This window comes from Tenggerimyces flavus (assembly GCF_016907715.1).
In the GTDB taxonomy this organism is placed as follows: Bacteria; Actinomycetota; Actinomycetes; order Propionibacteriales; family Actinopolymorphaceae; genus Tenggerimyces; species Tenggerimyces flavus.
On the sequence record NZ_JAFBCM010000001.1, the window covers coordinates 2,711,192 to 2,733,931 of the forward strand.

Sequence of the window (22,740 nt, forward strand, 5' to 3'; positions counted from 1 at the left end):
ACTGGCGGACGAGATGACGAGGCGGAGCACCCACTCCCGGGGAGCGCACGCCAGAACCCCACGACCTGGACAGCTCGATCGCTCCGAGACAGCGCGCGGGAAGAGGACGGCAGCTGATCCACAGGGGAGCGACGCCGACCGGACACTGGCGGACGAGATGACGAGGCGGAGCACCCACTCCCGGGGAGCGCACGCCAGAACCCCACGACCTGGACAGCTCGATCGCTCCGAGACAGCGCGCGGGAAGAGGACGGCAGCTGATCCACGGGAAGCGACGCCGACCGGACACTGGCGGACGAGATGACGAGGCGGAGCACCCACTCCCGGAGAGCGCACGCCAGAACCCCACGACCCGGACAGCTCGATCGCTCCAAGACAGCGGTCGGGAGGGGACGGCAGCTGAACTACAGAGGAGCGAGGCCGACCGGACAATGAGGGACGAACCCCGCGACCCGGAGAGCTAGCTCGCTCCAAGACAGCATCTCCAGAGAGGACGGCAGCGGAACCACGGAGAGCCCGCCAAGCCCCCACTTTGACCCGTCCATGTTCTACCGGGTATCCTGGGCGGTCGTTGCGCCTGCTGACGCGTGTGCGCGAGGTACCGGCGCGACTCTGTACCCACCTCTCGAGCATGGTTTACGTCACGCGTAACGTGGTGTAAGCCGCAAAGCAACTCCCAGAACGACCACGACGACCAGTGAAGGCCCACGACTGTGCGCACGTATAGCCCCAAGCCCGGCGAGGTGACCCGCGAGTGGCACGTCATCGACGCGACCGATGTCGTCCTCGGGCGGCTCGCGAGCCACGTGGCGACTCTGCTGCGGGGTAAGCACAAGCCGACGTTCGCACCTCACGTCGACACCGGCGACTTCGTTGTCGTCGTCAACGCCGGCAAGGTTGCGCTGTCTGGCAACAAGCGCGAGGACAAGCTCTCCCACCGGCACTCCGGCTTCCCGGGTGGACTGACCTCGGTCCCGTTCGGCGAGCTGCTGGACAAGAACCCGCGCCGCGCCATTGAGCGCGCGGTCTGGGGCATGCTCCCCAAGAACCGACTCGGCCGGAAGATGCTGAAGAAGCTGAAGGTCTACGCGGGCCCCGAACACCCGCACAAGGCCCAGCAGCCCCAGACGTTCGAGATCACCCAGATCGCGCAGTGACCGCTGCGCATATGCGAGGAAACCTGTGAGCGACACCACAACGGACACTCCGGCCGCCGCGCCCGACGTCGACACGATCGACGAGGACTTCAGTGGCAACTACACGACGTCCTCCGACGACTCCGGCACCGGCGTCGCCTACAGCTCGGAGAGCGCTCCGGGTGAGGCCGCCGCGCCGCGACCGGCCGCGATCGGCCCCGCTTCCGCGACGGGCCGCCGCAAGGAGGCCGTCGCGCGGGTCCGTCTGGTGCCCGGCACCGGCCAGTGGACGATCAACGGTCAGCCGCTCGACAAGTACTTCCCGAACAAGGTTCACCAGCAGCACGTCAACGAGCCGTTCGTGATCCTCGACCTCGAGGGCCGCTACGACGTCATCGCGCGCATCCACGGCGGCGGCGTGACCGGCCAGGCCGGCGCGCTGCGGCTCGGCATCGCGCGGTCGCTGAACGAGGTCGACCACGACACCAACCGGCCCCCGCTCAAGCGCGCCGGCATGCTGACGCGGGACGCGCGGGCCAAGGAACGGCGCAAGGCCGGTCTGAAGAAGGCTCGTAAGGCTCCTCAGTACTCGAAGCGTTGAGCGGCCGCTCCACGATGGGGCGACTGTTTGGTACGGACGGTGTACGTGGGCTCGCCAACGGCTTGCTCACGGCCGAGCTCGCGCTCGACCTGTCCGTTGCTGCCGCGCACGTCCTCGGTGAGGCCGGCGCGTTCGAGGGTCACCGCCCGACCGCTGTGGTCGGGCGCGATCCCCGCGCGTCGGGTGAGTTCCTCGAGGCCGCGGTCATCGCTGGCCTCGCCAGCGCCGGGGTGGACGTCGTACGGCTCGGCATCCTGCCCACGCCCGCGCTCGCGCACCTCACCGCGTACCTGAACGCCGACATCGGCGTGATGCTGTCCGCGTCGCACAACCCGATGCCGGACAACGGGATCAAGTTCGTCTCCAAGGGCGGTCACAAGCTCGACGACGCCATCGAGGACGCGATCGAGGCCCGCCTGCGCGAGCCCTGGCAGCGCCCCACCGGCGCCGGCGTCGGCCGGGTGACCGACGACGGCAGCGGGTTCGAGACGTACGTCTCCCACCTGGTCGGCACCGTCCCGCATCGCTTCGACGGCCTCAAGGTCGTCGTCGACTGTGCGAACGGAGCCGCCTACCGCACCGCTCCGGAGACCTACCGGCGGCTCGGCGCGACGGTCATCGCGCTGTACGCCGAGCCGGACGGCCTCAACATCAACGACAACTGCGGCTCGACGCACCTCGACGCCGTCGCTGCGGCAGTCCTCGAGCACGGCGCCGACCTCGGCATCGCCCACGACGGCGACGCCGACCGGTGCCTCGCGGTCGACGCCGAGGGCAACGTCGTCGACGGCGACCAGCTGCTGGCCGTCCTCGCGGTCGGGCTGCGCGACGCCGGCAGGCTGCGCAACAACCTGGTCGTCGCGACCGTGATGAGCAACCTCGGCTTCGTCCTCGGCATGCGTGAGCAGGGCATCGACGTCGAGCAGACGAAGGTCGGCGACCGGTACGTGCTCGAGGCCATGAAGGCCGGCGGGTACGCGCTGGGCGGCGAACAGTCCGGCCACGTGATCCTGCTCGACCACGCCACCACCGGCGACGGCGTACTCACCGCGGCCCACGTGATGTCCCGGATGGCCGAGACGGGCCGCTCGCTCGCCGACCTCGCGAGCGTCATGTCCCGCCTGCCGCAGGTCCTGGTCAACGTCAGCGGCGTCGACAAGTCCCGCGCGGACACCGACTCCTCGGTCCGCAAGGCCGTCGAAGCGGCCACCGCCGACCTCGGCGACACCGGCCGCGTGCTGCTGCGCCCCTCCGGCACCGAGCTCCTGGTTCGCGTGATGGTCGAGGCGCCGACGTTCGAGCAGGCCCACCGGGTGGCGGAGGACCTCGCCCGCACGGTCAAGCAGTCGCTCGCCCTCTGACCGAGATCCCGCCGGGTTAAATCGGGTTTCCCCACCCGTCATGCGGCTAGGCTGCCTGCCCATGACCACCGTACGTAGCGTCGATCCGCATGACGACGCGGCATTCCGGGCCTGGTACGACGCCCTCGCCGCCGGTATCGAGGCGGATCGCACCGATCCGACCGGCTGGACCTATCCGGAGATCACGGTCGCCTACCGGCATCCGGACCCGTCCATCCGGCGGACCCCGTTCGCCGCGTACGACGATGACGGAAGGTGTGTGGGCGCGGCGTTCGCCTCCCTTCCGCAGAAGGAGAATCTCCAGCGGGCCAACCTCAACGTCGGCGTCCCGCCCGAGCATCGCCGGAAGGGAATCGGGTCCGCGCTGCTCGCCGCGCTCATCGAGCACGGCTTGGCCGACGGCCGGACGACCATGCTCGCCGGTGTCGACGTCCCCGTCGACGTCGAGGACTGGCCGGGCGTCGCGTTCGCCACGAAGCACGGCTTCAGCCTTGCCCTCATGGAGGTCCGGCGACAACAGCCTTTGCCCGCACCGGCCGAACGGCTCGATGCCCTTGCGGCGAAGGCGGACGAGCGCTCCGGCGACTACAAGATCGTGTCGTGGAACGGAGCCTGTCCGGACGAGTACGCCGAGCAGTACGCGCACCTGAAGGCGCTGCTCGACACCGAGGCGCCGACCGGAGACGTCCACTGGGACGTCCCCGACTGGGACGTCCAGCGGCTCCGCGACGAGGAAGAAGTCGCAACCTTGCAAGGCAGAACGCTGTTCAGCACGATCGCGATCGCACCGGACGGAACGGTCGCCGCGCACACGCAGGCAGCGGTGACGAAGCACGACCCGACCCGCGCCTACCAGTGGGACACGCTCGTTCTGGCCGAGCACCGCGGCCACCGGCTCGGGCTCGCGGTGAAGATCGCGAACGTCCGGGCGCTCCAGACCGCCCACCCCGACGTCACCCGGATGGACACCTGGAACGCCGAGGTGAACGGCCCGATGGTCGCGGTGAACGAGGAGCTCGGCTACCGCATCGTGGAGTACAGCCACGAGTATCAGCGGAACCTCGCGTAGGCGGCCTGGCGATGACGACCGTTCGACGTGTCGATCCGCACGACGACGCGGCCTTCCGGACCTGGTACGACACGTACACGGTCGGGTTCGAGGCCGGCCGCACCGACCCGGGCGGTTGGACCTCGCCTGAGGCCGCCGCGGTGTATCGGCACCCGTCGGCGGCGTTCCCGATGGCTCCGTTCGGGGCGTACGACGATGCCGATCGCTGCGTGGGTGGGGCCTGGGCCGGCCTTCCGCAGCGGGAGAATCTGCAGCGCCTCGAGCTCAACATCTGCGTTCCGCCCGAGCATCGGCGCCAGGGCATCGGCACCGCGCTGCTCGACGCGCTCATCGAGTTCGCCCGGCAGAACGGCCGGACCAACCTCATCGGCGGACTGCACATCCCGGTCGGCGTCACCGACTGGCCCGGGGTGGGGTTCTTCACCAAGCACGGCTTCACGCACGGGATCACCGAGGTACGCCGGCGGCAGCTGCTCCCCGTACCCGATGATCGGCTGGATGCCCTTGCTGCCAAGGCGAAAGAGCGCGCGTCGGACTACCAGATCGTGTCCTGGGAGGGTCCGTGCCCCGACGAGTACGCCGAGCAGTACGCGAACCTGAAGGCGTTGCTGGACACTGAAGCGCCCACGGGCGAGATCTCGTACGACGTCGCCGAGTGGGACGTCGAACGGCTCCGGGAGGACGAGGCCAACCTCGAACGCCAGGGGCGCACGCTGTACGCCACGGTCGCGATCGCCCCCGACGGGACCGTCGTGGCGCACACCCAGGCCGTCGTGACCAAGCACGACCCCAGCCGAGGATCCCAGTGGGACACGCTCGTACTCACCGAGCATCGCGGTCACCGGCTGGGCCTCGCGGTGAAGGTCGCGAACCTCCGAGCGCTGCAGACCGCGCACCCGGAGGTCACCCGGATCGACACCTGGAACGCCGAGGAGAACGGCCCGATGGTCGCGGTGAACGAGGAGCTCGGCTACCGGATCTTCGAGTACAACCAGGGCTGGCAGCGCACGCTCACGCCCTAGCCGTTGACGTCCAGGACTCCACGGGCGTAGGCGATCGTCGCCTGACGTAGCTCGTCGGGGGCCTCGACGACGGTCTGGGCGCCGAGCTGGCGGATCACGGTCTGCGCGTTCTCCGCGTCCTGCAGGTCGAACGTCGCCCGTACCCAGCCGTCGGCGTCGGGCTCGCCGATCGCGCGTTCGCGGGCCCACACCCAGCGGGCGCGGATCAACGCGTCGCCGCGGAGTCTCAGCTCGACGAGATAGCGGGGATGGCTCGCGGCGAAGCTCCTGCCCGCCTCCTGCCAGTGGCTCGCGAGGTCGAAGCCGGCCTCGCGCGCGAACGTCTCCTCGGTGCTCTCGAGCTGGTGGATGCGGGACACGCGGTAGGTCCGCAGCTCGGACCCTCGGCGAGCGACGAGGTACCAGGTGCCCTGGCGGACCAGCCCGTACGGCTGCAGTCGGACGCTCGTCGGCGAGGTGCCGTACCTGATCCGCACGACGCGATCGTCCCAGATCGCCTTCTGTAGTTGGACAAGTGCGGGATCCGGTGGCTTGGCCTGGTCTCCCCACGACCCGTCGTTGACGTGGATGCGTTCGCGAGCGTGGTCGATGCGAGCACGGGCGCTGGGTGCGATCGTCTCGAGCACCTTGAGGATCGGCCCGTCGCCCGGGTCGTCGAGCCCGAGGTCGGCGAGGACGCCGTGGGTGTGGCCGACCACGATCGACAGGGCCTCGCTGGTGGTGAGGCCGGTCAGGCTGGTGCGGTACGACTCGACGAGCCGCCAACCGCCCGCCCCGCCCCGCGTGGCGTACACGGGGATCCCGGCGCTGCTCAGCGCCTCCATGTCCCGCTTGACCGTACGCGTGGAGATCTCCAGCTCGCGCGCGAGCTCCGCCGCCGTGACCCGGCCGCGGGTCTGCAGCAGCATCACGATCCGGAGGAGTCGCTCGGCGCGCATGGTCTTGAAAGTAGCGGATGAATAAGACACCAGATGTCTACATCGGCTGAAACCGTAAGGGACATGGACAGAGCCGAAGTGACCAAGAGGTTCGAGCAGGACTGGGGCGAGTGGACGGCGACGGTCGGGTCGTTCGACCCGGTGGCGACGCGTACACCTGACGTGTGCGGCACCTGGACCGCGCACGACGTCGTCAACCACGTGCAGGCCTACGTGCGCTTCCACCTCGTGAACGTCCGCGGCGCCTTCAGCGGCGTGGCGCCGACGCGCGAGGAGATCAACGGGGACCGGAAGGACTGGTCGGACGACGACGGAGGCGGGATGGACGTGGACTCGCGGAACGAGTCCATCCGCGTCCGCGGCCTGGAGCTGAGCTGGCAGCAACTGCTGGACGAGTGCGCCTGGCTCGGTTCGACCACGCTGGAGTTCGTCGACGGCCTGACCGAGGACGAGGTGACCGAGTTGGTCGGCTGGGTGCACTTCTGGGAGCCTGAGTACGCCAACCATCCGAACCACGTGGAGGGCTTGATGATCCGCCGACTCCGCGACATCCCGGCAGCGTTCGAGGCGATGCCGGCCGGTCAGCTCGTGCTGCCCGACAAGCACGTCGCCTCGCACCACGCGCAGCTCCGTACCGCGTGAGCGCTCTCCTCGACGCGGCCGCGCGAGCGCCCGATACGCCGGGCGTGTACTTCATGCTCGGCGTGCGGACCGAGCTGCTGTACGTCGGGAAGGCCGGCCACCTCCGGCGTCGGCTCAAGCAGCACGCCGTCGCGAAGCCTTCGCCGGAACGGCTGGCAGAGCTGTACGAACGCGTCGCCGAGGTGCGCTGGCGCGAGCTGCCCGACGAGGCCGCCGCGGTCGCGTGGGAGACCGACTTGATCACGGCCCTCGCGCCACCGCACAACGCCGGCCCGCTCGGGGTCTGGAACCACATCGTGCTGGCGCCCGGTGTCGCCGACCGGCTGAGCTTCACGCTCCGGCTCGAGCCGGTCGGCGGCACGGTGTACGGGTGCTTTCCCCATCTGGGCAAGGGAGTCGGGAGTCCGCCTGGCCTCGCGTGCAGTGACGGCTACACGGCGTTCCTCCGGCTGCTGTGGGCGGCGTCCGAAGACCCGGCGCAACGCGTGCCGGCGAAGCTGACCCGCTCGGCGCCCGTGAGCTTCGAGGTGCCTGTCAACCCGGACTTGCGCCGGCAGCTGCACAGCTTCCTCAGTGGCACCAGCGACCGGCTGCTCGCGAACCTCCCGATCGGTCACCGCGAGCCGTATCTCCAACCAGGCTTGAGACGTGACCGCGACGCGGCGCGGGGTTTCTTCGCGTACGGTCCGGTCGCGCTGCGCAAGCTGAGGCTGCGGCACGGCCTGCCCGCGCGGCCGATGACACGGGAGACGTTCGCCGCCCTCGTCACCGCCGACGCCCTGGCCGCCATCGGCGAGTTCAGGCCCCCGCCGCGTTTCGAATGAAGGGCACCCTCATTCAATAGGCCGGCCCATCCACCATGTCCCATCAAACTGTGGGGTTCTGGTCGCGACACGCCAGCGTGTCGCGACCAGAACCCCACACTTTCGCGAAGGGCGGAGGGTCCCCTCGCTCGAGGAGGTTCTTATGAAGGGCACCTTCATTCAATAGGTTTGAATGAAGGTGCCCTTCATTCGAAAGCGTCAGGCCGCGCTAGCCTCGCGGGTGTGACGCTAACGCCGCGCTCGGGAGCACGCCCCGCCACCTCCGACGAGGGACCGCATCGCCAGCTCGACCAGCATTCCTCGCCCGAGCTGTGGGGCCGGCTCGTGCACGCCGCCACGACGCTGCAAGGCGTCGTCGAAGGCCTGAGCGGCGTCTCCGTCCCTTCCTCGCGCGCCCTGCTCCTCGACGACCTGCGCAACGTCACCGACCCCGCGACCTCGCTCAACCCCGAACCGCCGCTGGAACCCGTTCACCTGCACGGCGTCACCGACACCAGCCTGCACCTGTGCCTGCCGCGCGAGCGCGCCGCCGAGGTGTGCGCGCTCGGCTGGGGCGAGCCGCACGGGTACGTCGAGCACGACACCGAGATCATGGTCTACGGGCCGCGCGACGACGCCGAGCTCGCGATCGTCCTGGGCCTGATCGAGGAGAGCCTCGCGTTCGCCCGGAGCGCCCATGCCTGAGGGCCACACCCTGCATCGGCTCGCGCGCGAGCACAAGAAGCTGTTCGTCAGGCGGCCCGTGCGCGTCTCGAGCCCGCAGGGCCGCTTCACCGCCTCCGCCGCGCTGGTCGACGGCCGCGTGCTGCAGCGGGCGGAGGCGTACGGCAAGCACCTGTTCCACCACTACGGACCGGACGCGATCGTGCACGTCCATCTGGGGCTGATCGGCGAGTTCAGCTCGCTGCCGCTCCCGGAGCTGCCGCCGGTCGGGCAGGTACGGATGCGGATGGTCGGCGAGACGCACGTCGTCGACCTGCGCGGGGCGATCATCTGCGAGCTGATCACCGCGCCGCAGCGCAGAGAGCTGCTCGCCAGGCTCGGACCCGACCCGTTGCGCAAGAACGCCGACCCGGACCTGGCGTACGCGCGCATCAAGAAGTCGAAGCTGTCGATCGCCGCGCTGCTGATGGAGCAGAAGGTGCTGGCGGGCGTGGGGAACGTCTATCGCGCCGAGATCCTGTTCCGCCACCAGGTGGACCCGATGCTCCCGGGTCGCCAGGTCGACCGCGCGCTCTGGGACGAGCTGTGGGCCGACCTGGTGACGCTGATGCGCCGGGGCGTACGCGTCGGCCGCATCGACACCGTCCGCCCGGAGCACCTGCCGCGGGCGATGGGCCGGGCCGCCCGCAAGGACCGCCACGGCGGCGAGGTGTACGTCTACCGCCGCGCGGAGGAGCCGTGCCACGTCTGCGGCACGGTCGTCTCGAAGACGATCCTCGCCGGCCGCAACCTCTACTGGTGCCCCACCTGCCAGAAGGGCTGACCGGCGGCCGCCGGACCTACTCGACGGTGACGCTCTTCGCCAGGTTGCGCGGCTGGTCGACGTCGTTGCCGCGGGCGGCAGCGATCTCGCAGGCGAGCACCTGCAGCGGCACCACCGTGACGAGCGGCGCCAGCACGGTGGGCGTCCGCGGCACGCGGATCAGGTGGTCCGCGTACGGCTCGACCGCGACGTCACCCTCCTCCGCGATCACGATCGTCCGGGCACCGCGCGCACGCACTTCCTGGATGTTCGAGACGACCTTGTCGTGCATCACGCCGCGCCCCGCGGGCGACGGAACGACGCACACGACCGGCGTGCCCTTGTCGATCAGCGCGATCGGCCCGTGCTTCAGCTCGCCGGCGGCGAAGCCCTCGGCGTGCATGTACGCGAGCTCCTTGAGCTTCAGCGCACCTTCCAAAGCCACCGGGAAGCCCACGTGCCGGCCGATGAACAGCACCGAACGGGAGTCCGCGATCTGTCGCGCGAGCTCGCGTACCGGCTCCATCGTCTCCAGCACCTGCTCGACCTTGCCCGGCATCGCCTGCAGCTGCGCGACGACGGCCGCGACCTCGTCGGCGTACTTGATGCCGCGAACGTGCGCGAGGTGCAGACCGACCAGGTAGCAGGCGGCGAGCTGGGTCAGGAACGCCTTCGTCGACGCGACCGCGATCTCCGGACCAGCGTGGGTGTAGAGCACGGCGTCGGACTCGCGCGGGATCGTCGATCCGTTCGCGTTGCAGATCGCGAGCACGCGCGCCTTCTGCTCCTTCGCGTGCCGGATCGCCATCAACGTGTCCATCGTCTCGCCGGACTGCGAGATCGCGATGATCAGCGTGGAACGGTCGAGCACCGGGTCGCGATAGCGGAACTCACTCGCCAGCTCGACCTCGCAGGGGAGCCGCGTCCAGTGCTCGATCGCGTACTTCGCGACCATGCCGGCGTGGTACGACGTGCCACACGCGACGATGAACACCTTGTCGACGTCGCGCAGGTCCTGGTCGGTGAGGCGCACCTCGTCCAGAACGATGTCGCCCGCCTCGGTGAGCCGGCCGAGCAACGTGTCGGCGACCGCCTGCGGCTGCTCGGCGATCTCCTTCAGCATGAAGTAGTCGTGGCCGCCCTTCTCTGCGGCAGACACGTCCCAGTCGACCGTGTAGTCCTTGGTCTCGGCGAGTTCGCCGTGGAAGTCAGTGACGACGATCTCGTCGGCGGTGATCGAGACGACCTGGTCCTGGCCGAGCTCGATCGCCTCGCGCGTGTGGGCGATGAACGCCGCGACGTCGGAGGCGAGGAAGTTCTGTCCCTGGCCGCGGCCCACGACGAGCGGGGAGTTGCGGCGGGCGGCGACGATGAGGTCAGGCTGGGTGGCGTCGACCGCGACGAGCGTGAACGCGCCGTGCAGCTGGCGGCAGACGTCGCGCATGGCGGCGGCGAGGTCGCCGTTCGCGCGCTCGGTCGCGTCCTCGAGCAGGTGCGCGACGACCTCGGTGTCGGTCTCGGAGGCGAGCTTGTGCCCGTCGGCCTCGAGCTGGGCGCGCAGGGTGGCGAAGTTCTCGATGATCCCGTTGTGGACCACCGCGATCCGGCCCTCGCAGTCGAGGTGCGGGTGCGCGTTCGGGTCCGTCGGCGCTCCGTGCGTGGCCCATCTGGTGTGGCCCATTGCCGTACTGGACGCCGGCAGCGGCTCCTCGTCGAGGGCCTGCACCAGGTTCGCCAGCTTGCCGGCGCGTTTGCGCAGCTGGATGCCGTCCTGGTCGGGAACGGCCACGCCCGCGCTGTCGTACCCGCGGTACTCCAGGCGGCGAAGGCCCTCGATCACGACGCCGACCGCTTCCGCGGGGCCGACGTATCCGACGATTCCACACATGCGAGCCAGCGTAAGGCCTGCCGAGTTTCGTCGTGGCGGTTGGGGATAATTGGCGCCGGCTTCCGGGACTGTGGTAGGCGAGCCGTAGGTTTGGGGTATGCAACGACTTCGGGAGGCCGCTGCGACGCCGTACGTCGAGCTCGATCGGGAGGCGTGGGCGAAGCTCGCCGAGCAGACCCCCATGCCGCTCACGGCGACGGAGGTCGAGCGGCTGCGGGGACTCGGCGACGAGATCGACCTGGACGAGGTACGTCAGGTCTATCTGCCGCTCACCCGGCTGCTCAACCTGTACGTACGGGCCACCGGGCAGCTGCATCGGGCGACGAATACGTTCCTCGGCGGCGAACGCGGCCGGCCGGACGACGCGATGACCACGCGGACGCCGTACGTCATCGGCGTCGCGGGCTCGGTGGCGGTCGGCAAGTCGACGGTCGCGCGGCTGCTGCGCGAGCTGCTGGCGCGCTGGCCGGACCATCCGCGTGTGGAGTTGGTCACCACCGACGGCTTCCTGCTGCCGAACGCGGAGCTTGAACGTCGTGGCCTGATGGAGAGAAAGGGCTTTCCCGAGTCGTACGACCAGCGCGCGCTGCTGCGCTTCGTGGTCGCGGTGAAGTCCGGCGTGCCGGTGGTGACGGCGCCGATCTACTCGCACCTGGTGTACGACATCGTTCCCGACAAGCGGCTCGAGGTGCACTCGCCGGACATCCTGCTGGTCGAGGGACTGAACGTGCTGCAGCCGGCGCGGATCCGCACCGACGGGCGGCGCGGGCTCGCGGTGAGCGACTTCTTCGACTTCTCGATCTACCTGGACGCGGCGCCGGGTGACGTGCGGCAGTGGTACGTGAACCGATTTCTCAAGCTGCGCGAGACGGCGTTCCGCGACCCGGCCTCGTTCTTCCGCCGCTTCGCCGACCTCAGCCAAGCCGAGGCGGTCACGCTGGCGGGACAGATCTGGGACTCGATCAACGGCCCCAACCTCGAGCAGAACATCCTGCCCACGCGGGGGCGGGCACGGCTCGTCCTGCACAAGGCGGTCGACCACACCGTGACCCGGGTCCGGCTCCGCAAGGTCTGACCCCCGTTCAGCGCCTCCTGGGGCCGCTGATCCGCTCAAAGCCTGTTCATCGTTGCACTCCGGGCGCGAGGATGGGTTCTGGGAGGGAGGGGTACATGGTGGGCGCATGGCCGCTCCGCGGCCGCACGGGGGAGTACGAGGCGACGAGGCGTGCCCTCGTGGCCGAGCCCGGGGCCGCTGTTCTCGTGGGCGACGCCGGTGTCGGCAAGACCCGCCTCGCGCGGGAGCTCGCCCATGACCTCGGCCAGGCAGGCCGCGCGATCGAGTGGGTCGCCGCGACCCAGGCCAGCGCGGGCGTGCCGTTCGGCCCGTTCGTCAGGTTCCTCGGCGACGACGTTCCGCAGACCAGCGAGACCCTGCTCCTGCACCAGATCAGCACCCGCCTGCTCGCCGCCACGCCGAGCCCCGACCGGCCCGTGCTGGTCGTCGACGACGCGCACCTGCTCGACGACGGGTCGGCGGCGCTCGTGTACCAGCTCGCATCGAGCGGCGCGTTCCGGGTGCTCGCCACCGTACGGTCCGGCCAGCGCTGCCCCGACGCGATCCAGCGACTCTGGCGCGACGGCGGCGCGGCCCGGATCGACGTGACGCCGTTCCAGACCACGCAGGTCCGCCAGCTGCTCGAGGGTGCGCTCGCCGGGCCGGTCGACACACTCACCACGTCCCGCCTCGGCCGCGCGACCGGCGGCAACCCGCTGTTCCTCCGTGAGCTCGTCGAGGCTGGCCTTGCCGACGCCAGCCTGCGCCAGATCGACGGCGTCTGGCAGTGGACGGGCGCGCGTACGTTGAGCAGCCGCGTCACCGACCTGCTGCAGGAACGGTTCGACGGCTGCTCCGACCCGGAGCTCGAGACGCTGAGGCTGGTCGCCCTCGGCGAGCCGATCGACGTGGACCTGCTCGCCGCCGTCGTCCCCGACGAACGGGTCGAGGCCCTCGTCGACCGCGGCCTGCTGCACCCGGACAGCTCCGGCGCCACCGTTCAGCTGCCGCATCCGCTGTACGGCGAGGTCCTCCGTGCCGGCATGTCGCCCGTCACCGCACGGCGGCTCCGGCGGGCGCTCGTCCGCGCGATGAAGGAACCCACGGACCCCGACCAGCTCCTGCGCTGGGTCACGCTCAGCCTCGACGCCGGCGAACGCCCCGACAACCCCGACCTGCTCGCCGCCGCCAGCCGGGCGCTGCTGCTGTTCGACCCCGCCCTTGCCGAGCGCCTCGCGGCCGCCGCCGACCCGACCCTTCCCGCGCGCACCCTGAGGCTCGCCCGTGCGGTCGGCTACCAGGGTCGCTTCGCCGAGGCCGAGGACCTGCTCGCCAGGCTCGATCCGCGCGAGCTCGACGACGCCCAGTTCGCCGCGTTCCTGCGGATCCGCGGCGAGAACTTCTGCGAGGGGCTGCAACGCCCCGACCTCGCGCTCGCCTACCTCGACGCGCTCCCGACCCCGCTGCCGCCTACGGTCCGGCACGCCGCGGCGTGCGTACGGATCGAGGCACTCGTCTACGGCGGCGACTACCGCGCGGCCATCGACGTCGCTGAGGCCGAGCCCGGGTTCCTCGACCAGCCCGAGGTCGGACCCGTACCCACGCTCGTGATGGCGCTGGAGCAGGTCGGCCGGAGCGACGAGGCGCTGCAGCTCGCGCAGGCGTACGAGAAGGCCGCCGCGCTGCCGACCCGTTTCGCCGGCTACGGGCGGATCCTGGTGACCGCGGGCCGGCTGGACGAGGCCGAACAGGTCGCCGAGCAGCACATCGCGGCCGGGACGGCGTGGGACTGGGCCGAGTTCATCTGTTACGGCCTACGGGTGAGGGCTCAGGTGGACTTCGCCCGCGGGCTGTTCCAAGCTTCCGCCCAGGGACTTCGGGAATGCGTCAGCCTGGCAAGGGATCTCAGCCTCGGGTACTTCGTTCGCCTCGCGCTGTCCGGTCTGTCCACCGCCGAGGCCGCGTGTGGGCGGATCGCCGAAGCCCGCGCCGCGATGGCGGAGTCGGAGTCGCTTGCCGCCGCGTCCCCCGCGGTGCGGGCGCTGATCGAGCAGGACCAGCTCGCGTACGCGTTCGTCGAGGGGTGCGAGGGATCGATGCGGTCCGCGTACGACCGGCTGGACCGGCTCGTCGCGTCCTGCGTCGCGGAGTCGCAGCCGCGCCGCGCGGTCGAGGCGTTGCATCTGATGGCTCGGTTCGGGTACGTCTCGCGGGCCGCGTCGCAGGTGGGCGACCTCGCGTCGCTGTGCGACTCGCCCGTTCCGCACGCACACGAGGGGCACATCCGCGCGTTGGCGTCGGGGGATGCTCAATCCCTGTTGGACGTTTCGGCCCGGTACGCGGAGCTCGGCATGATCCACCAGGCGGCCGAGGTGGTCGACACAGCGGCTGCGCGCTTCCTCGCCGCGGGAGACCGGCGAGCGGCGGGTCGCGCGACGAGCGAACGGGACCGGCTGCTCGCGCTGTGCGACACCGGCCCGTTCCGCTGGTGGGCCTCGGCGGCGTCGTCGAGCCCGTTGAGCGAACGTGAGCAACAGGTCGCGACTCTTGCGGCGACCGGCCTGACCAACCGGCAGATTGCCGCGCGGCTCGTTCTTTCCGTACGTACGGTGGAAAACCACCTGCAGCGCATCTATGTCAAGACAGGATTGACGAAGCGTTCCGACCTCGCCGACTGGCTCGCCGCGCAGTCGCCCACCACCTGAGCATGACTCTGCCGGCGCCTCGCGGCGCCGGCAGAGTCGGGGTGACGGTTGCGAACCGTGCACTACATCGGCATCAGGACGGTGTCGATGAGGTAGACGGTGGCGTTGGCGGTTTTGACGCCGCCGCAGATGACCGAAGCGTCGTTGACCTTGAGGGCGTCGCCGGAGCCGGTGACGGTGACGGTGCCGCCTTGGACGGTCTTCTGGTCGCCGACCACGGCGTCGGGGGCGAGCTGCCCGGCGATGACGTGGTAGGTGAGGATCTTCGACAACATCTTGTCGTCGGTCTTCAGCGTCTCGATGGTCTTGGCGTCGATCTTGGCGAAGGCGTCGTCGACGGGGGCGAAGACGGTGAACTCGGCGCCGTTGAGGGTGTCGACGAGGTTGACCTTCGGGTTCAGCTTGCCGGAGACGGCGGAGACGAGGGTCTTCAGGAGCGGGTTGTTGCTGGCGGCGACGGCGACGGGGTCCTTGGCCATGCCTTCGACCGAGCCGGGGCCGGTGGGGACCTGGTCGGCGTAGCCGGCGCACCCGGAGCCGACCATGCCCGCGCCCATCGCGCCGCTGTCGGCGGGGGGTGTGAGGACGGTGTCGATGAGGTAGACGGTGGCGTTGGCGGTCTTCACTCCGCCGCAGATGACCGAAGCGTCGTTGACCTTGAGGTCGTCACCGGTACCGGTGACCTTGACGGTGCCACCTTCGACGGTCTTCTGGTCGCCGACCACGGCGTCGGGGGCGAGCTGCCCGGCCACGACGTGGTAGGTGAGGATCTTCGACAACATCTTGTCGTCGGTCTTCAACGTCTCGATGGTCTTGGCGTCGATCTTGGCGAACGCGTCGTCGACCGGGGCGAAGACGGTGAACTCGGCCCCGTTGAGGGTGTCGACGAGGTTGACCTTCGGGTTCAGCTTCCCCGACACCGCCGACACCAGGGTCTTCAGCAGCGGGTTGTTGCTGGCGGCGACCGCGACCGGGTCCTTGGCCATGCCTTCGACCGAACCAGGTCCGGTGGGGACCTGGTCGGCGTAGCCGGCGCACCCGGCACCGACCATGCCGGCGCCCATCGCGTCCGGCGCCTCAGAAGACGCACTCGTCGTGGGGGCGGGCTCGTTCTGCGTCGTGGGCTCGGCGGTGTTGCCACAGGCCGCACCCACCATGGCCAGCAGCCCCACACCGGCGAACATCACGCCGAAGCGGAATCGAGATCGGATGGTCTTCATGAGGTGGTGCTCCTCTGTCTTGAAAGCGCCCCGCCGTTCGGAGGCCCGCTTGGTGTTCGGTGCCAACGGCCCGCTGGATGGGTGGAATCTCGAGAAAGCTGTGCTCAGCCGAAGCTGAAGGTGTAGGCGGAGATGCCTGGGCTGTAGGTGAGGGTCATGGTGTTGCGCTCGGCGTTGGGTTGGTCGAGGAGTTGGTAGGCGTTGGGGGTGCCTTTGACGTTGATGGTCTTGTCCGGCTTACCGGGGATCTTGATGGTGACGGTGCCTTGGCCGGACAGGACGTGGTAGACCTTCGCGGCGTTGAAGTTGAGTCGTACTTGGGCGTTGGTGGTGGCGGTGAGGTGTTGGGAGTCGACGGCCCAGGTCCCGCCGAGGCTGAAGGTGTCGTTGGGCTGGTTGGGGTTGAGCCCGAACACCCGTCCGTCGTCGGGGGTGAGTGTCCCGGTGCCTTGGTAGTTGGTGGCGCGGGCGTAGGACAGGAACGTTTCGGGGGTGGTGCCTTTGGCGCCGGGGTTGTCGGCTTTGACGGTCCCGTCGACCGGGTCGGGGAGCTTCACCTCGGGGTTGGCGTCTTTCAGGAGTTGGCGGAACTGGTTTTCGACTTGTCCGTAGTCGCCTTCGCCGAACTTGATCGCCCGCACAATCCCTTGGGCGTCGATGAGATATTTCGCGGGCCAGTACCGGTTGCGGTAGTCGGTCCACGTGGACAGGTTGTTGTCCTGCCCGACGGGGTAGCCGATCTTCTCCTTCCGGATCGCCGCCGCCACATTCCCGGGGTCCTTTTCGAACGCGAACTCCGGGGAGTGGATCCCCACGATCTGCAACCCCAACGGCCCGTACGTCTGGTCCCACGCCAACAGGTGGGGGGTGGCGCGTTGACAGTTGATGCAGGAGTAGGCCCAGAAGTCGACCAACACCACTTTCCCCTTCAACCCCGCCACCGTCGCGGGCTGGTTGTCGGGGGTGTTGAACCATCGCTGGGTGCCGCGGAACTCCGGCGCCGCCCCACACGACGCCAACTCCGCCGCCCCCGGCGTGCACTTCGCCAACTCTTCCCCGCCCTCACCGATGGCGGGGGCGAGGACGCCTTGGACGGTGTCGGACTCGGCGACCTTCTTCTCCAACCCGCCGGTGTAGTTCGGCAACGCTTTCTGCAGCAGATCGGTCACACCGAACCCCAGCGCGATGGCGAGGAGGATCATCACGATCCCGCCGCCGATCCGGAACCCGCGGGCGTGGTCGCGGTACGCCTTCACCCTGCGTGCGATCCTCGAGCCGGCGGCGGCGAACACCAGCAGCGGCAGCGCCGCACCGACCGCGAACGACACCGTCAACACGACGGTGCGCCAGCCGATCTGCCCCGTCGCACCGGCGACGGTGATCGCGGCCAACACCGGGCCGGCACACGGCACATACAACGTGCCGAGGCCGAGGCCGAGGACGAACGCGCCGTTGGCGTTGCGGGTGACTTTCGGGAGCCGGTAGAACGGCTTCTCGATCAGATGCCCCAACGCCGGGAAGATCAGGCCCAGACCGACCAGCACCAGCACGGTCAGCCCGGCCCAGCGTAGGAAGCTGTCCGGCAGGCCCAGGAACGACAAGATCACCGAACCCAACAACGTGAACACACTGAAACTCACCACGATCCCCGCGATGATCCGCAACGGCCGAAAATCCCGCTTCGCCTTCTTCGGCGCTGCCTCGACAACCTCATCCACCAACACCCCACCGGCAGCGTCGGTGCGGCTATGCCGTCCCGCCTTGCCCGGCGAGCCATCCGCCTTGCCGGCCTGCTTGTCGGGTTGGTTCTCTTCTTTGCCGGCCGTACCCGCAAAGAAGATGATCGGCAACATCGGCAACACACACGGAGAAACCCCCGTGATCAAACCGCCCACCAAGCCGATCAAGGCCAGCGTGATCATCGAAAGCAACTCCACTCATCGGTAAGTCAGAGGTCACCCTCACTTCGGAGCTGTCGCAGTCGTGGATGGGTCTGGCACGCAAGCTTGACGAGCGATTCCGGCGTGAGGTGAGCGAAGCGGGGTAGAGGTGGCCCGTCGACGACTGTCGATGTTCGGACGCGCTACCTGGCGTGCTGTCTCGGTGTCAGGCGCGTCGGCTGAAGGGGAGTGCTTCCATGAGCGAGAGCGACAAGCTGGATCACAAGAAGGACGAAGTCGTAGGCCAGGCCAAGGAAACTCTCGGCAAGGTCACCGACAACGAAGAGCTCGAGGCCGAAGGTCGCGGCGAGCAGGCGAAGTCCAAGCTGCAGCAGGCCGGCGACAAGCTGAGCGATGCCGCCGACAAGGCTGGCGACGCGGTCAAGGACGCGCTCAGTCGGGACGACAAGAAGTAGGCAACAAACAAGGCCAGCACGACGGATGGGTCAGAGAGCCCACGTCGTGCTGGCCTCGGCGTTAGGCTCGATCTTTCGTCCAACGGTGGGTTCGCCCGGTCCAGGCCCGCCCCGGGGGGCCAATGATTCATGTTTACATGGTCATTGGCCGCTTTACGTGGGGTGGACGCCAGGTAGAGGGGCCACTGGCCGGGTAAGGCGACCACGACGCTTCACCTACGGAGTGCTTCCCGCTCGGATCACTCGAGACGTCGCCGTCCCAAGATCCCCAGCATGACAGGCACTTCCATCTTCCCAGGCCAATGTCGCCCACCAACACCTGACATCCCGAGGTTAGGTCGCGGCCAGGCGGGATGCGAGGTGGCGCGCGTCAGGCGATCTTTGACAGACGCGGCCTAAAGCTTCCGGCGAGCCCTACGGCGGAGCTGCAGGATGCGGCCGGTGCCAGGAATGGCGACGATGAGCACGCCGGCGATCGCGGCGAACAGCAAGGCGACCCCCAGCGGGAGCGACCCCTCCGCGGCGAGGAACGAGATCTGGACCTTCTGCTGGTTCTGCAACACGAACACCAGCAGCAGAATCAGCACGACAGTCGCGGCGATCAACACGACCCACAACCCACCCGTACGGGACCGGAGCGTCTCCTTGGCTCCCGGCCTCGGCGCTTCGGGACTCGGCGCTGCGTGCTTCGGGGCCTCGACCTCAGCGCTCGCCGGTTCGACGGGAACCGCGACGGGAGCAGACGTCTCCGGGACGTCCTTGGTGGCCGGCGGCTCTTCGCTGGACGGCTGACGCGGTCGCTGGTCCATCAGGTGACCCCCTTGGTGGTTGTCGTGCCGGACCACTCGTACCCACTCACGAGAACATCACCGACTCGATCTCGCAACGATAGGAGCACGCAGGGCGACTGGTTCCTGCGGGTACACAAAACGGGCACATGCCTCATCACGTGAGCTCCCTCAGCACGGTGGCGAACTGTCCGGCGTCCGCCGCCCACAGGTCGGCACCCAGGGATCGGGCGGTGGCCAGATCGGGGACCGCGGGTCCGCCCATCGCCACCGGAGTGCCGGGCCGTGCCCGGCGGACGGCGGCAGCGGTACGGCGGGCCGCGGTGGCGTGCCCGTCGGCACTCACGGACACCCCGACAGCCACCAGCGCGGGGGTGGCGACGACCGCGTCGACCACCGCTTCGACCGGCGTGTTCGAGCCGAGATCGATCACCGCGAAACCCGCCCCACGCAGGACATCTGCCGTCAACGCCACCGGCAGCGCGTGCGGATCCCCGGCCACCCCCGCGAGCAGCACCGTTCCGCCGGGACGCCCTGGCCGGCGGAACAACGGGCCGAGGCGTCCCAACACCCGTACGGCGACCGCGGTGGCGCGATGTTCGTCGAACACCGACAACCGGCCGCTCTCCCAGCCGTCCCCGATCGCCCGCATGGCCGGGCCGATCGTGTGCAGGACGACCTGGGTCGGATCGGCACCACTGGCCAACGCTGCTTGGACGACCGCCCACGCGCCCGGCTCGTCGCCAGCGACCAGCCGATCCTCCAACCGACTCGCGTAGACCCGCGACGGATGCCCACGACGCGGTACGTCGTTGGTACGGCGCCGCGAGCGTGTCCGCACCGGACCCGGTGTGACGTTGGCGAGGTCGTCGGGGCTGATCCACCACCGCCCGCGGCTACGGGTCGCGGCCAGCCGCCCGAGCCGCACGTACCGATAGGCGGTCATGTAATGCACGCCGAGCCGCCGAGCTGCCTCGGTCAGGTCGATCGACGGAGCACTGTCAGTCACCGGGACCGCCAGGCGGTCTGGTAGGCCAGCTTGGTCAACGCCGGCACCGCGTCGGGATGAAGGGCCGAATCCTCAAGCGCTGTTACCGATCGCCGCACCGCCTGGGAGATGAGGTATTCCACCTCGGCTTGAGCGCCGGTGGACTCCACGACCTCGACGAGCTCATCGACGTCGTCGTCGCTGAGCTCCGGATCGCCCACCCGCTTGAGGATCCGCTGCTCCAGCGCTCCTGTGGCGCGTTCCGTGGCGATTGCCAACAACCTGGTGGGCTTGCCGTTCCGCAGGTCCTCGCCGACGGGCTTGCCCGTCTCGGCGGAATCGCCGAACACGCCGAGCAGGTCGTCCCGGAGCTGGAACGCCTCCCCGAGCAGCAGCCCGTACTGACTCAGGCCGTCCGGGAACGTCGGACTCCCGGACAGCGCGTACCCGAGCCGCAGCGGACCGAGAACGGTGTAGTGGGCGGACTTGAGAACGGCGACCGCCGCGGCATGGTCGACGGTCGGGTTGCCGGTGGCGCTGCCGTGCAGGTCGAGGTACTGACCGATCATCAGGTCGCCGCAGAGCCGGTGCCAGATCCGGCTCGCTGCCGGCCGGAACTCGGCGGCCAGCCGGTGCGCCAGCGTGAACGCGACGTCCCCGACGAGCACTGCCATCCCCTCCGACACCCGCCGCACCTCGCCGCGCCAACCGTGCTCGCGATGGGTCGCCGCGAGGGCCGCATGGACAGAGGGACGCCCGCGTCGGAGCGGTGACCCGTCCATCACGTCGTCGTGGATCAACGCGAACGTGTGGAGGAGCTCCAACGCGGCCCCGGCCCGTACCAAGTCCCCATCGAGCGCGCCGGCCGACCGGCCAGCAGCCGCGACGTAGCCGGCGTGACAGAACGCCGGCCGGAGTCCCTTCCCGCCGTCCAGGGCGGTGCGGAGCTCTGCGAACAGGCCACCGACCTCACCGAGCTGACAGCGGGCCGCTTCGGTGTCGATCAGGTCGTGCAGGTGCGCCCGTACCGCGCCGACGAAGGCGGTGACTCCGCCCTCGGCCGGCGAGCCGTGGAGAGAACCTGCGTGGACCGTCGCCATCGGCCCTCCTTCGACCGTCTACCCGAAACCATCTACCGCTTTGTTTTAGCACTAAAACCCAGGGTAGGCCCGGGCTACACGACAATCGAAGGAGCAGTATGGGTACCGAACAGTCGATCGAGGTCGAGGTTCCGGTCACGACCGCCTACAACCAGTGGACTCAGTTCGAGGACTTCCCGCACTTCATGTCGGGGGTGGAGTCGATCAGCCAGCTCGACGACCAGCGCAACCACTGGGTCACCAACATCGCCGGTGTACGCCGCGAGTTCGACACCCGCATCACCGAACAGGTCCCGGACGAACGCGTCGCGTGGACCACCGAGAGCGGCTCGCCCCGCCAGTCCGGCGTGGTCACGTTCCACCGCATCTCGCCCACGCAGACCAAGGTGATGGTGCAACTCGACCTCGAGCCCGAGAACCTCGCCGAGAAGATCGGCGACAAGGTGGGCATCATCGACGCCCAGATCAAGGCGGACCTTGGCAAGTTCAAGACGTTCATCGAAGCACGCGGCGCCGAGACCGGCGCCTGGCGCGGCGACGTCGACCGACCCACGCCATAGGGCGTGATTTCAGGTGTTGGTGGGCGACGCTGGCCTGCGAATGACGGAAGTGCCTGTCCTGCTGGGGAGCCTTGGGAGTGCGACGTCTCGAGTGATCTGAGCGGGAAGCACTCCGTAGGTGAAGCGTTGTGGTCGCCTTACCCGGCCAGTGGCCGCTCTACCTGGCGTCCACCCCACGTAAAGCGGCTAATGATCATGTAAACATGATCGTTGGCCCCAGGTCGGCCGGACCGGGCGAACCAACGGCCGGACGAAAGATCGAGGCTAAGCGGGCAAGAAAGAATCGGCCAGCTGGCCGACGTTCGTCGCGGCGGAGGATCGTCAGCGTGAGGCGCGCTGGTCCTGTCGACGCCTGGATTGCCGCTGGCTCTTGCTGACGTTGCCGCAGTCGGACATGCTGCACCACCGTCGGGACCTGTTCTTCGTCGTGTCCAGGAACAGCCAGCCGCACGACGTTCCGCCGCGGCCGAAGCCAGGGCAGAGCTTGATCCTGGCGGACGCGGGGTCGCGGAGCAGGTCGAGCGCGGACAGACCCACCTGCCCGAGCACGACTCCCGGGTCCGGGTCGGGCCAGCTGAGGTCGAGGCCGCCGACGCGAGGCTGCCAGGTAGCGGCCGCCAACGCCTCCGCGCTGCTTGTTCGAAGCACGGCGACATCGCCGGCAGCAGGTGCGGTGCCGACGACGAGCGAGGTGAAGACCCGGTAGACCGCATCACGGAGGGTCAGGGCTCGGCTCAGCAGGTCGGTGGACTCGACCAGGTGCCACAGCTCCGCGGCGCGTGGCCGGTCGTAGAGCCCCTGACGGAAACCCCAGGCGACCAGGTCGTAGCCGTCGTTCAGGTCGTCCCGGAGGTCGGGAACCGTCGACAGGTCGGTGTCCGGAGTGCCGCCCCTCGGCTCGACCGTGTTGGCGAAGTCGAGGCAGAGCGCGCCGCCGACGCTTGGTCCCTGCGCGTCGATGCGCGCGTCCAGTTCCTGCACGTCTACCGCCTAACCGCGTTTTGCTGGTACGGTCGCCCTGAT

The 22,740-nt window shown here is 69.2% G+C and carries 21 protein-coding genes; 13 read left to right on the forward strand and 8 right to left on the reverse strand.

The features are described from left to right. The first annotated feature begins 713 nt into the window (after positions 1-713). The 5 genes from rplM to JOD67_RS12750 all read left to right on the forward strand — a co-directional run bounded on the left by rplM (position 714) and on the right by JOD67_RS12750 (position 5,189). Positions 714-1,157, forward strand: coding sequence for a 50S ribosomal protein L13 (gene rplM / locus JOD67_RS12730; protein WP_205117651.1), 444 nt, complete (start codon positions 714-716; stop codon positions 1,155-1,157). Between the two features lie 25 nt (positions 1,158-1,182). Beyond that, positions 1,183-1,737: a 30S ribosomal protein S9 gene (gene rpsI / locus JOD67_RS12735; protein ID WP_372442327.1), complete on the forward strand. Its 555-nt coding sequence runs from the start codon at positions 1,183-1,185 to the stop codon at positions 1,735-1,737. A 14-nt stretch (positions 1,738-1,751) separates the two neighbouring features. Further along, positions 1,752-3,098, forward strand: a complete 1,347-nt coding sequence (glmM, locus tag JOD67_RS12740) for a phosphoglucosamine mutase (protein WP_205117652.1) — start codon at positions 1,752-1,754, stop codon at positions 3,096-3,098. 61 nt (positions 3,099-3,159) lie between these two features. Further along, positions 3,160-4,167: a GNAT family N-acetyltransferase gene (locus JOD67_RS12745; RefSeq protein WP_205117653.1), complete on the forward strand. Its 1,008-nt coding sequence runs from the start codon at positions 3,160-3,162 to the stop codon at positions 4,165-4,167. An 11-nt stretch (positions 4,168-4,178) separates the two neighbouring features. Continuing rightward, entirely contained in the window at positions 4,179-5,189 is a 1,011-nt protein-coding gene (locus JOD67_RS12750; RefSeq protein WP_205117654.1) for a GNAT family N-acetyltransferase, read from the forward strand. On the opposite strand, the gene JOD67_RS12755 is transcribed toward JOD67_RS12750, so the two are convergent. Further along, on the reverse strand, positions 5,186-6,127 hold the full coding sequence (locus JOD67_RS12755; RefSeq protein ID WP_205117655.1) for a helix-turn-helix transcriptional regulator: 942 nt from the start codon (positions 6,125-6,127) through the stop codon (positions 5,186-5,188). The two genes, JOD67_RS12750 and JOD67_RS12755, sit on opposite strands and share 4 nt — an antisense overlap. A 63-nt stretch (positions 6,128-6,190) precedes the next feature. Between JOD67_RS12755 and JOD67_RS12760 the strand changes: the two genes are divergently transcribed. The 4 genes from JOD67_RS12760 to JOD67_RS12775 all read left to right on the forward strand — a co-directional run bounded on the left by JOD67_RS12760 (position 6,191) and on the right by JOD67_RS12775 (position 9,079). After that, positions 6,191-6,769, forward strand: a complete 579-nt coding sequence (locus tag JOD67_RS12760; protein WP_205117656.1) for a hypothetical protein — start codon at positions 6,191-6,193, stop codon at positions 6,767-6,769. Beyond that, entirely contained in the window at positions 6,766-7,593 is an 828-nt protein-coding gene (locus JOD67_RS12765) for a nucleotide excision repair endonuclease (RefSeq protein WP_205117657.1), read from the forward strand. The genes JOD67_RS12760 and JOD67_RS12765 overlap by 4 nt, the downstream gene beginning before the upstream one ends. Before the next feature lie 222 nt (positions 7,594-7,815). Then, on the forward strand, positions 7,816-8,277 hold the full coding sequence (locus JOD67_RS40050) for a luciferase domain-containing protein (protein ID WP_239553821.1): 462 nt from the start codon (positions 7,816-7,818) through the stop codon (positions 8,275-8,277). Then, complete coding sequence (locus tag JOD67_RS12775; protein ID WP_205117658.1) at positions 8,270-9,079, forward strand: Fpg/Nei family DNA glycosylase; 810 nt, start codon at positions 8,270-8,272, stop codon at positions 9,077-9,079. Before JOD67_RS40050 ends, JOD67_RS12775 begins: the two co-directional genes overlap by 8 nt. A gap of 16 nt (positions 9,080-9,095) precedes the next feature. Here JOD67_RS12775 and glmS read toward each other — a convergent pair whose 3' ends face one another. Further along, on the reverse strand, positions 9,096-10,946 hold the full coding sequence (gene glmS / locus JOD67_RS12780) for a glutamine--fructose-6-phosphate transaminase (isomerizing) (RefSeq protein WP_205117659.1): 1,851 nt from the start codon (positions 10,944-10,946) through the stop codon (positions 9,096-9,098). A 97-nt stretch (positions 10,947-11,043) separates the two neighbouring features. Between glmS and coaA the strand changes: the two genes are divergently transcribed. Beyond that, positions 11,044-12,021, forward strand: a complete 978-nt coding sequence (gene coaA / locus JOD67_RS12785; RefSeq protein WP_205117660.1) for a type I pantothenate kinase — start codon at positions 11,044-11,046, stop codon at positions 12,019-12,021. Between the two features lie 95 nt (positions 12,022-12,116). Then, the gene (locus JOD67_RS12790; RefSeq protein ID WP_205117661.1) at positions 12,117-14,705 is read left to right on the forward strand and encodes a helix-turn-helix transcriptional regulator; all 2,589 of its coding nucleotides are present in this window, start codon (positions 12,117-12,119) and stop codon (positions 14,703-14,705) included. A 62-nt stretch (positions 14,706-14,767) separates the two neighbouring features. Here JOD67_RS12790 and JOD67_RS41870 read toward each other — a convergent pair whose 3' ends face one another. Then, entirely contained in the window at positions 14,768-15,925 is a 1,158-nt protein-coding gene (locus tag JOD67_RS41870) for a fasciclin domain-containing protein (RefSeq protein ID WP_307782378.1), read from the reverse strand. 104 nt (positions 15,926-16,029) lie between these two features. Further along, a complete protein-coding gene (locus JOD67_RS12805) occupies positions 16,030-17,778 on the reverse strand; it encodes a redoxin domain-containing protein (RefSeq protein ID WP_239553822.1) in 1,749 nt (582 codons plus the stop codon). A 284-nt stretch (positions 17,779-18,062) separates the two neighbouring features. Between JOD67_RS12805 and JOD67_RS12810 the strand changes: the two genes are divergently transcribed. Further along, positions 18,063-18,281: a CsbD family protein gene (locus JOD67_RS12810; protein ID WP_205117663.1), complete on the forward strand. Its 219-nt coding sequence runs from the start codon at positions 18,063-18,065 to the stop codon at positions 18,279-18,281. 395 nt (positions 18,282-18,676) lie between these two features. Here JOD67_RS12810 and JOD67_RS12815 read toward each other — a convergent pair whose 3' ends face one another. The 3 genes from JOD67_RS12815 to JOD67_RS12825 form a co-directional block, all read right to left on the reverse strand. Then, on the reverse strand, positions 18,677-19,090 hold the full coding sequence (locus tag JOD67_RS12815) for a LapA family protein (protein ID WP_205117664.1): 414 nt from the start codon (positions 19,088-19,090) through the stop codon (positions 18,677-18,679). A gap of 136 nt (positions 19,091-19,226) precedes the next feature. Beyond that, positions 19,227-20,078, reverse strand: coding sequence for a B12-binding domain-containing protein (locus tag JOD67_RS12820; RefSeq protein ID WP_205117665.1), 852 nt, complete (start codon positions 20,076-20,078; stop codon positions 19,227-19,229). After that, positions 20,075-21,157, reverse strand: coding sequence for a polyprenyl synthetase family protein (locus JOD67_RS12825; protein ID WP_205117666.1), 1,083 nt, complete (start codon positions 21,155-21,157; stop codon positions 20,075-20,077). Before JOD67_RS12825 ends, JOD67_RS12820 begins: the two co-directional genes overlap by 4 nt. A gap of 98 nt (positions 21,158-21,255) precedes the next feature. Here JOD67_RS12825 and JOD67_RS12830 point away from each other — a divergent pair, with 98 nt between their 5' ends. Continuing rightward, positions 21,256-21,717, forward strand: coding sequence for an SRPBCC family protein (locus JOD67_RS12830; protein ID WP_205117667.1), 462 nt, complete (start codon positions 21,256-21,258; stop codon positions 21,715-21,717). Between the two features lie 321 nt (positions 21,718-22,038). Here JOD67_RS12830 and JOD67_RS12835 read toward each other — a convergent pair whose 3' ends face one another. After that, a complete protein-coding gene (locus tag JOD67_RS12835) occupies positions 22,039-22,698 on the reverse strand; it encodes a CGNR zinc finger domain-containing protein (RefSeq protein WP_205117668.1) in 660 nt (219 codons plus the stop codon). Positions 22,699-22,740 lie beyond the last annotated feature (42 nt).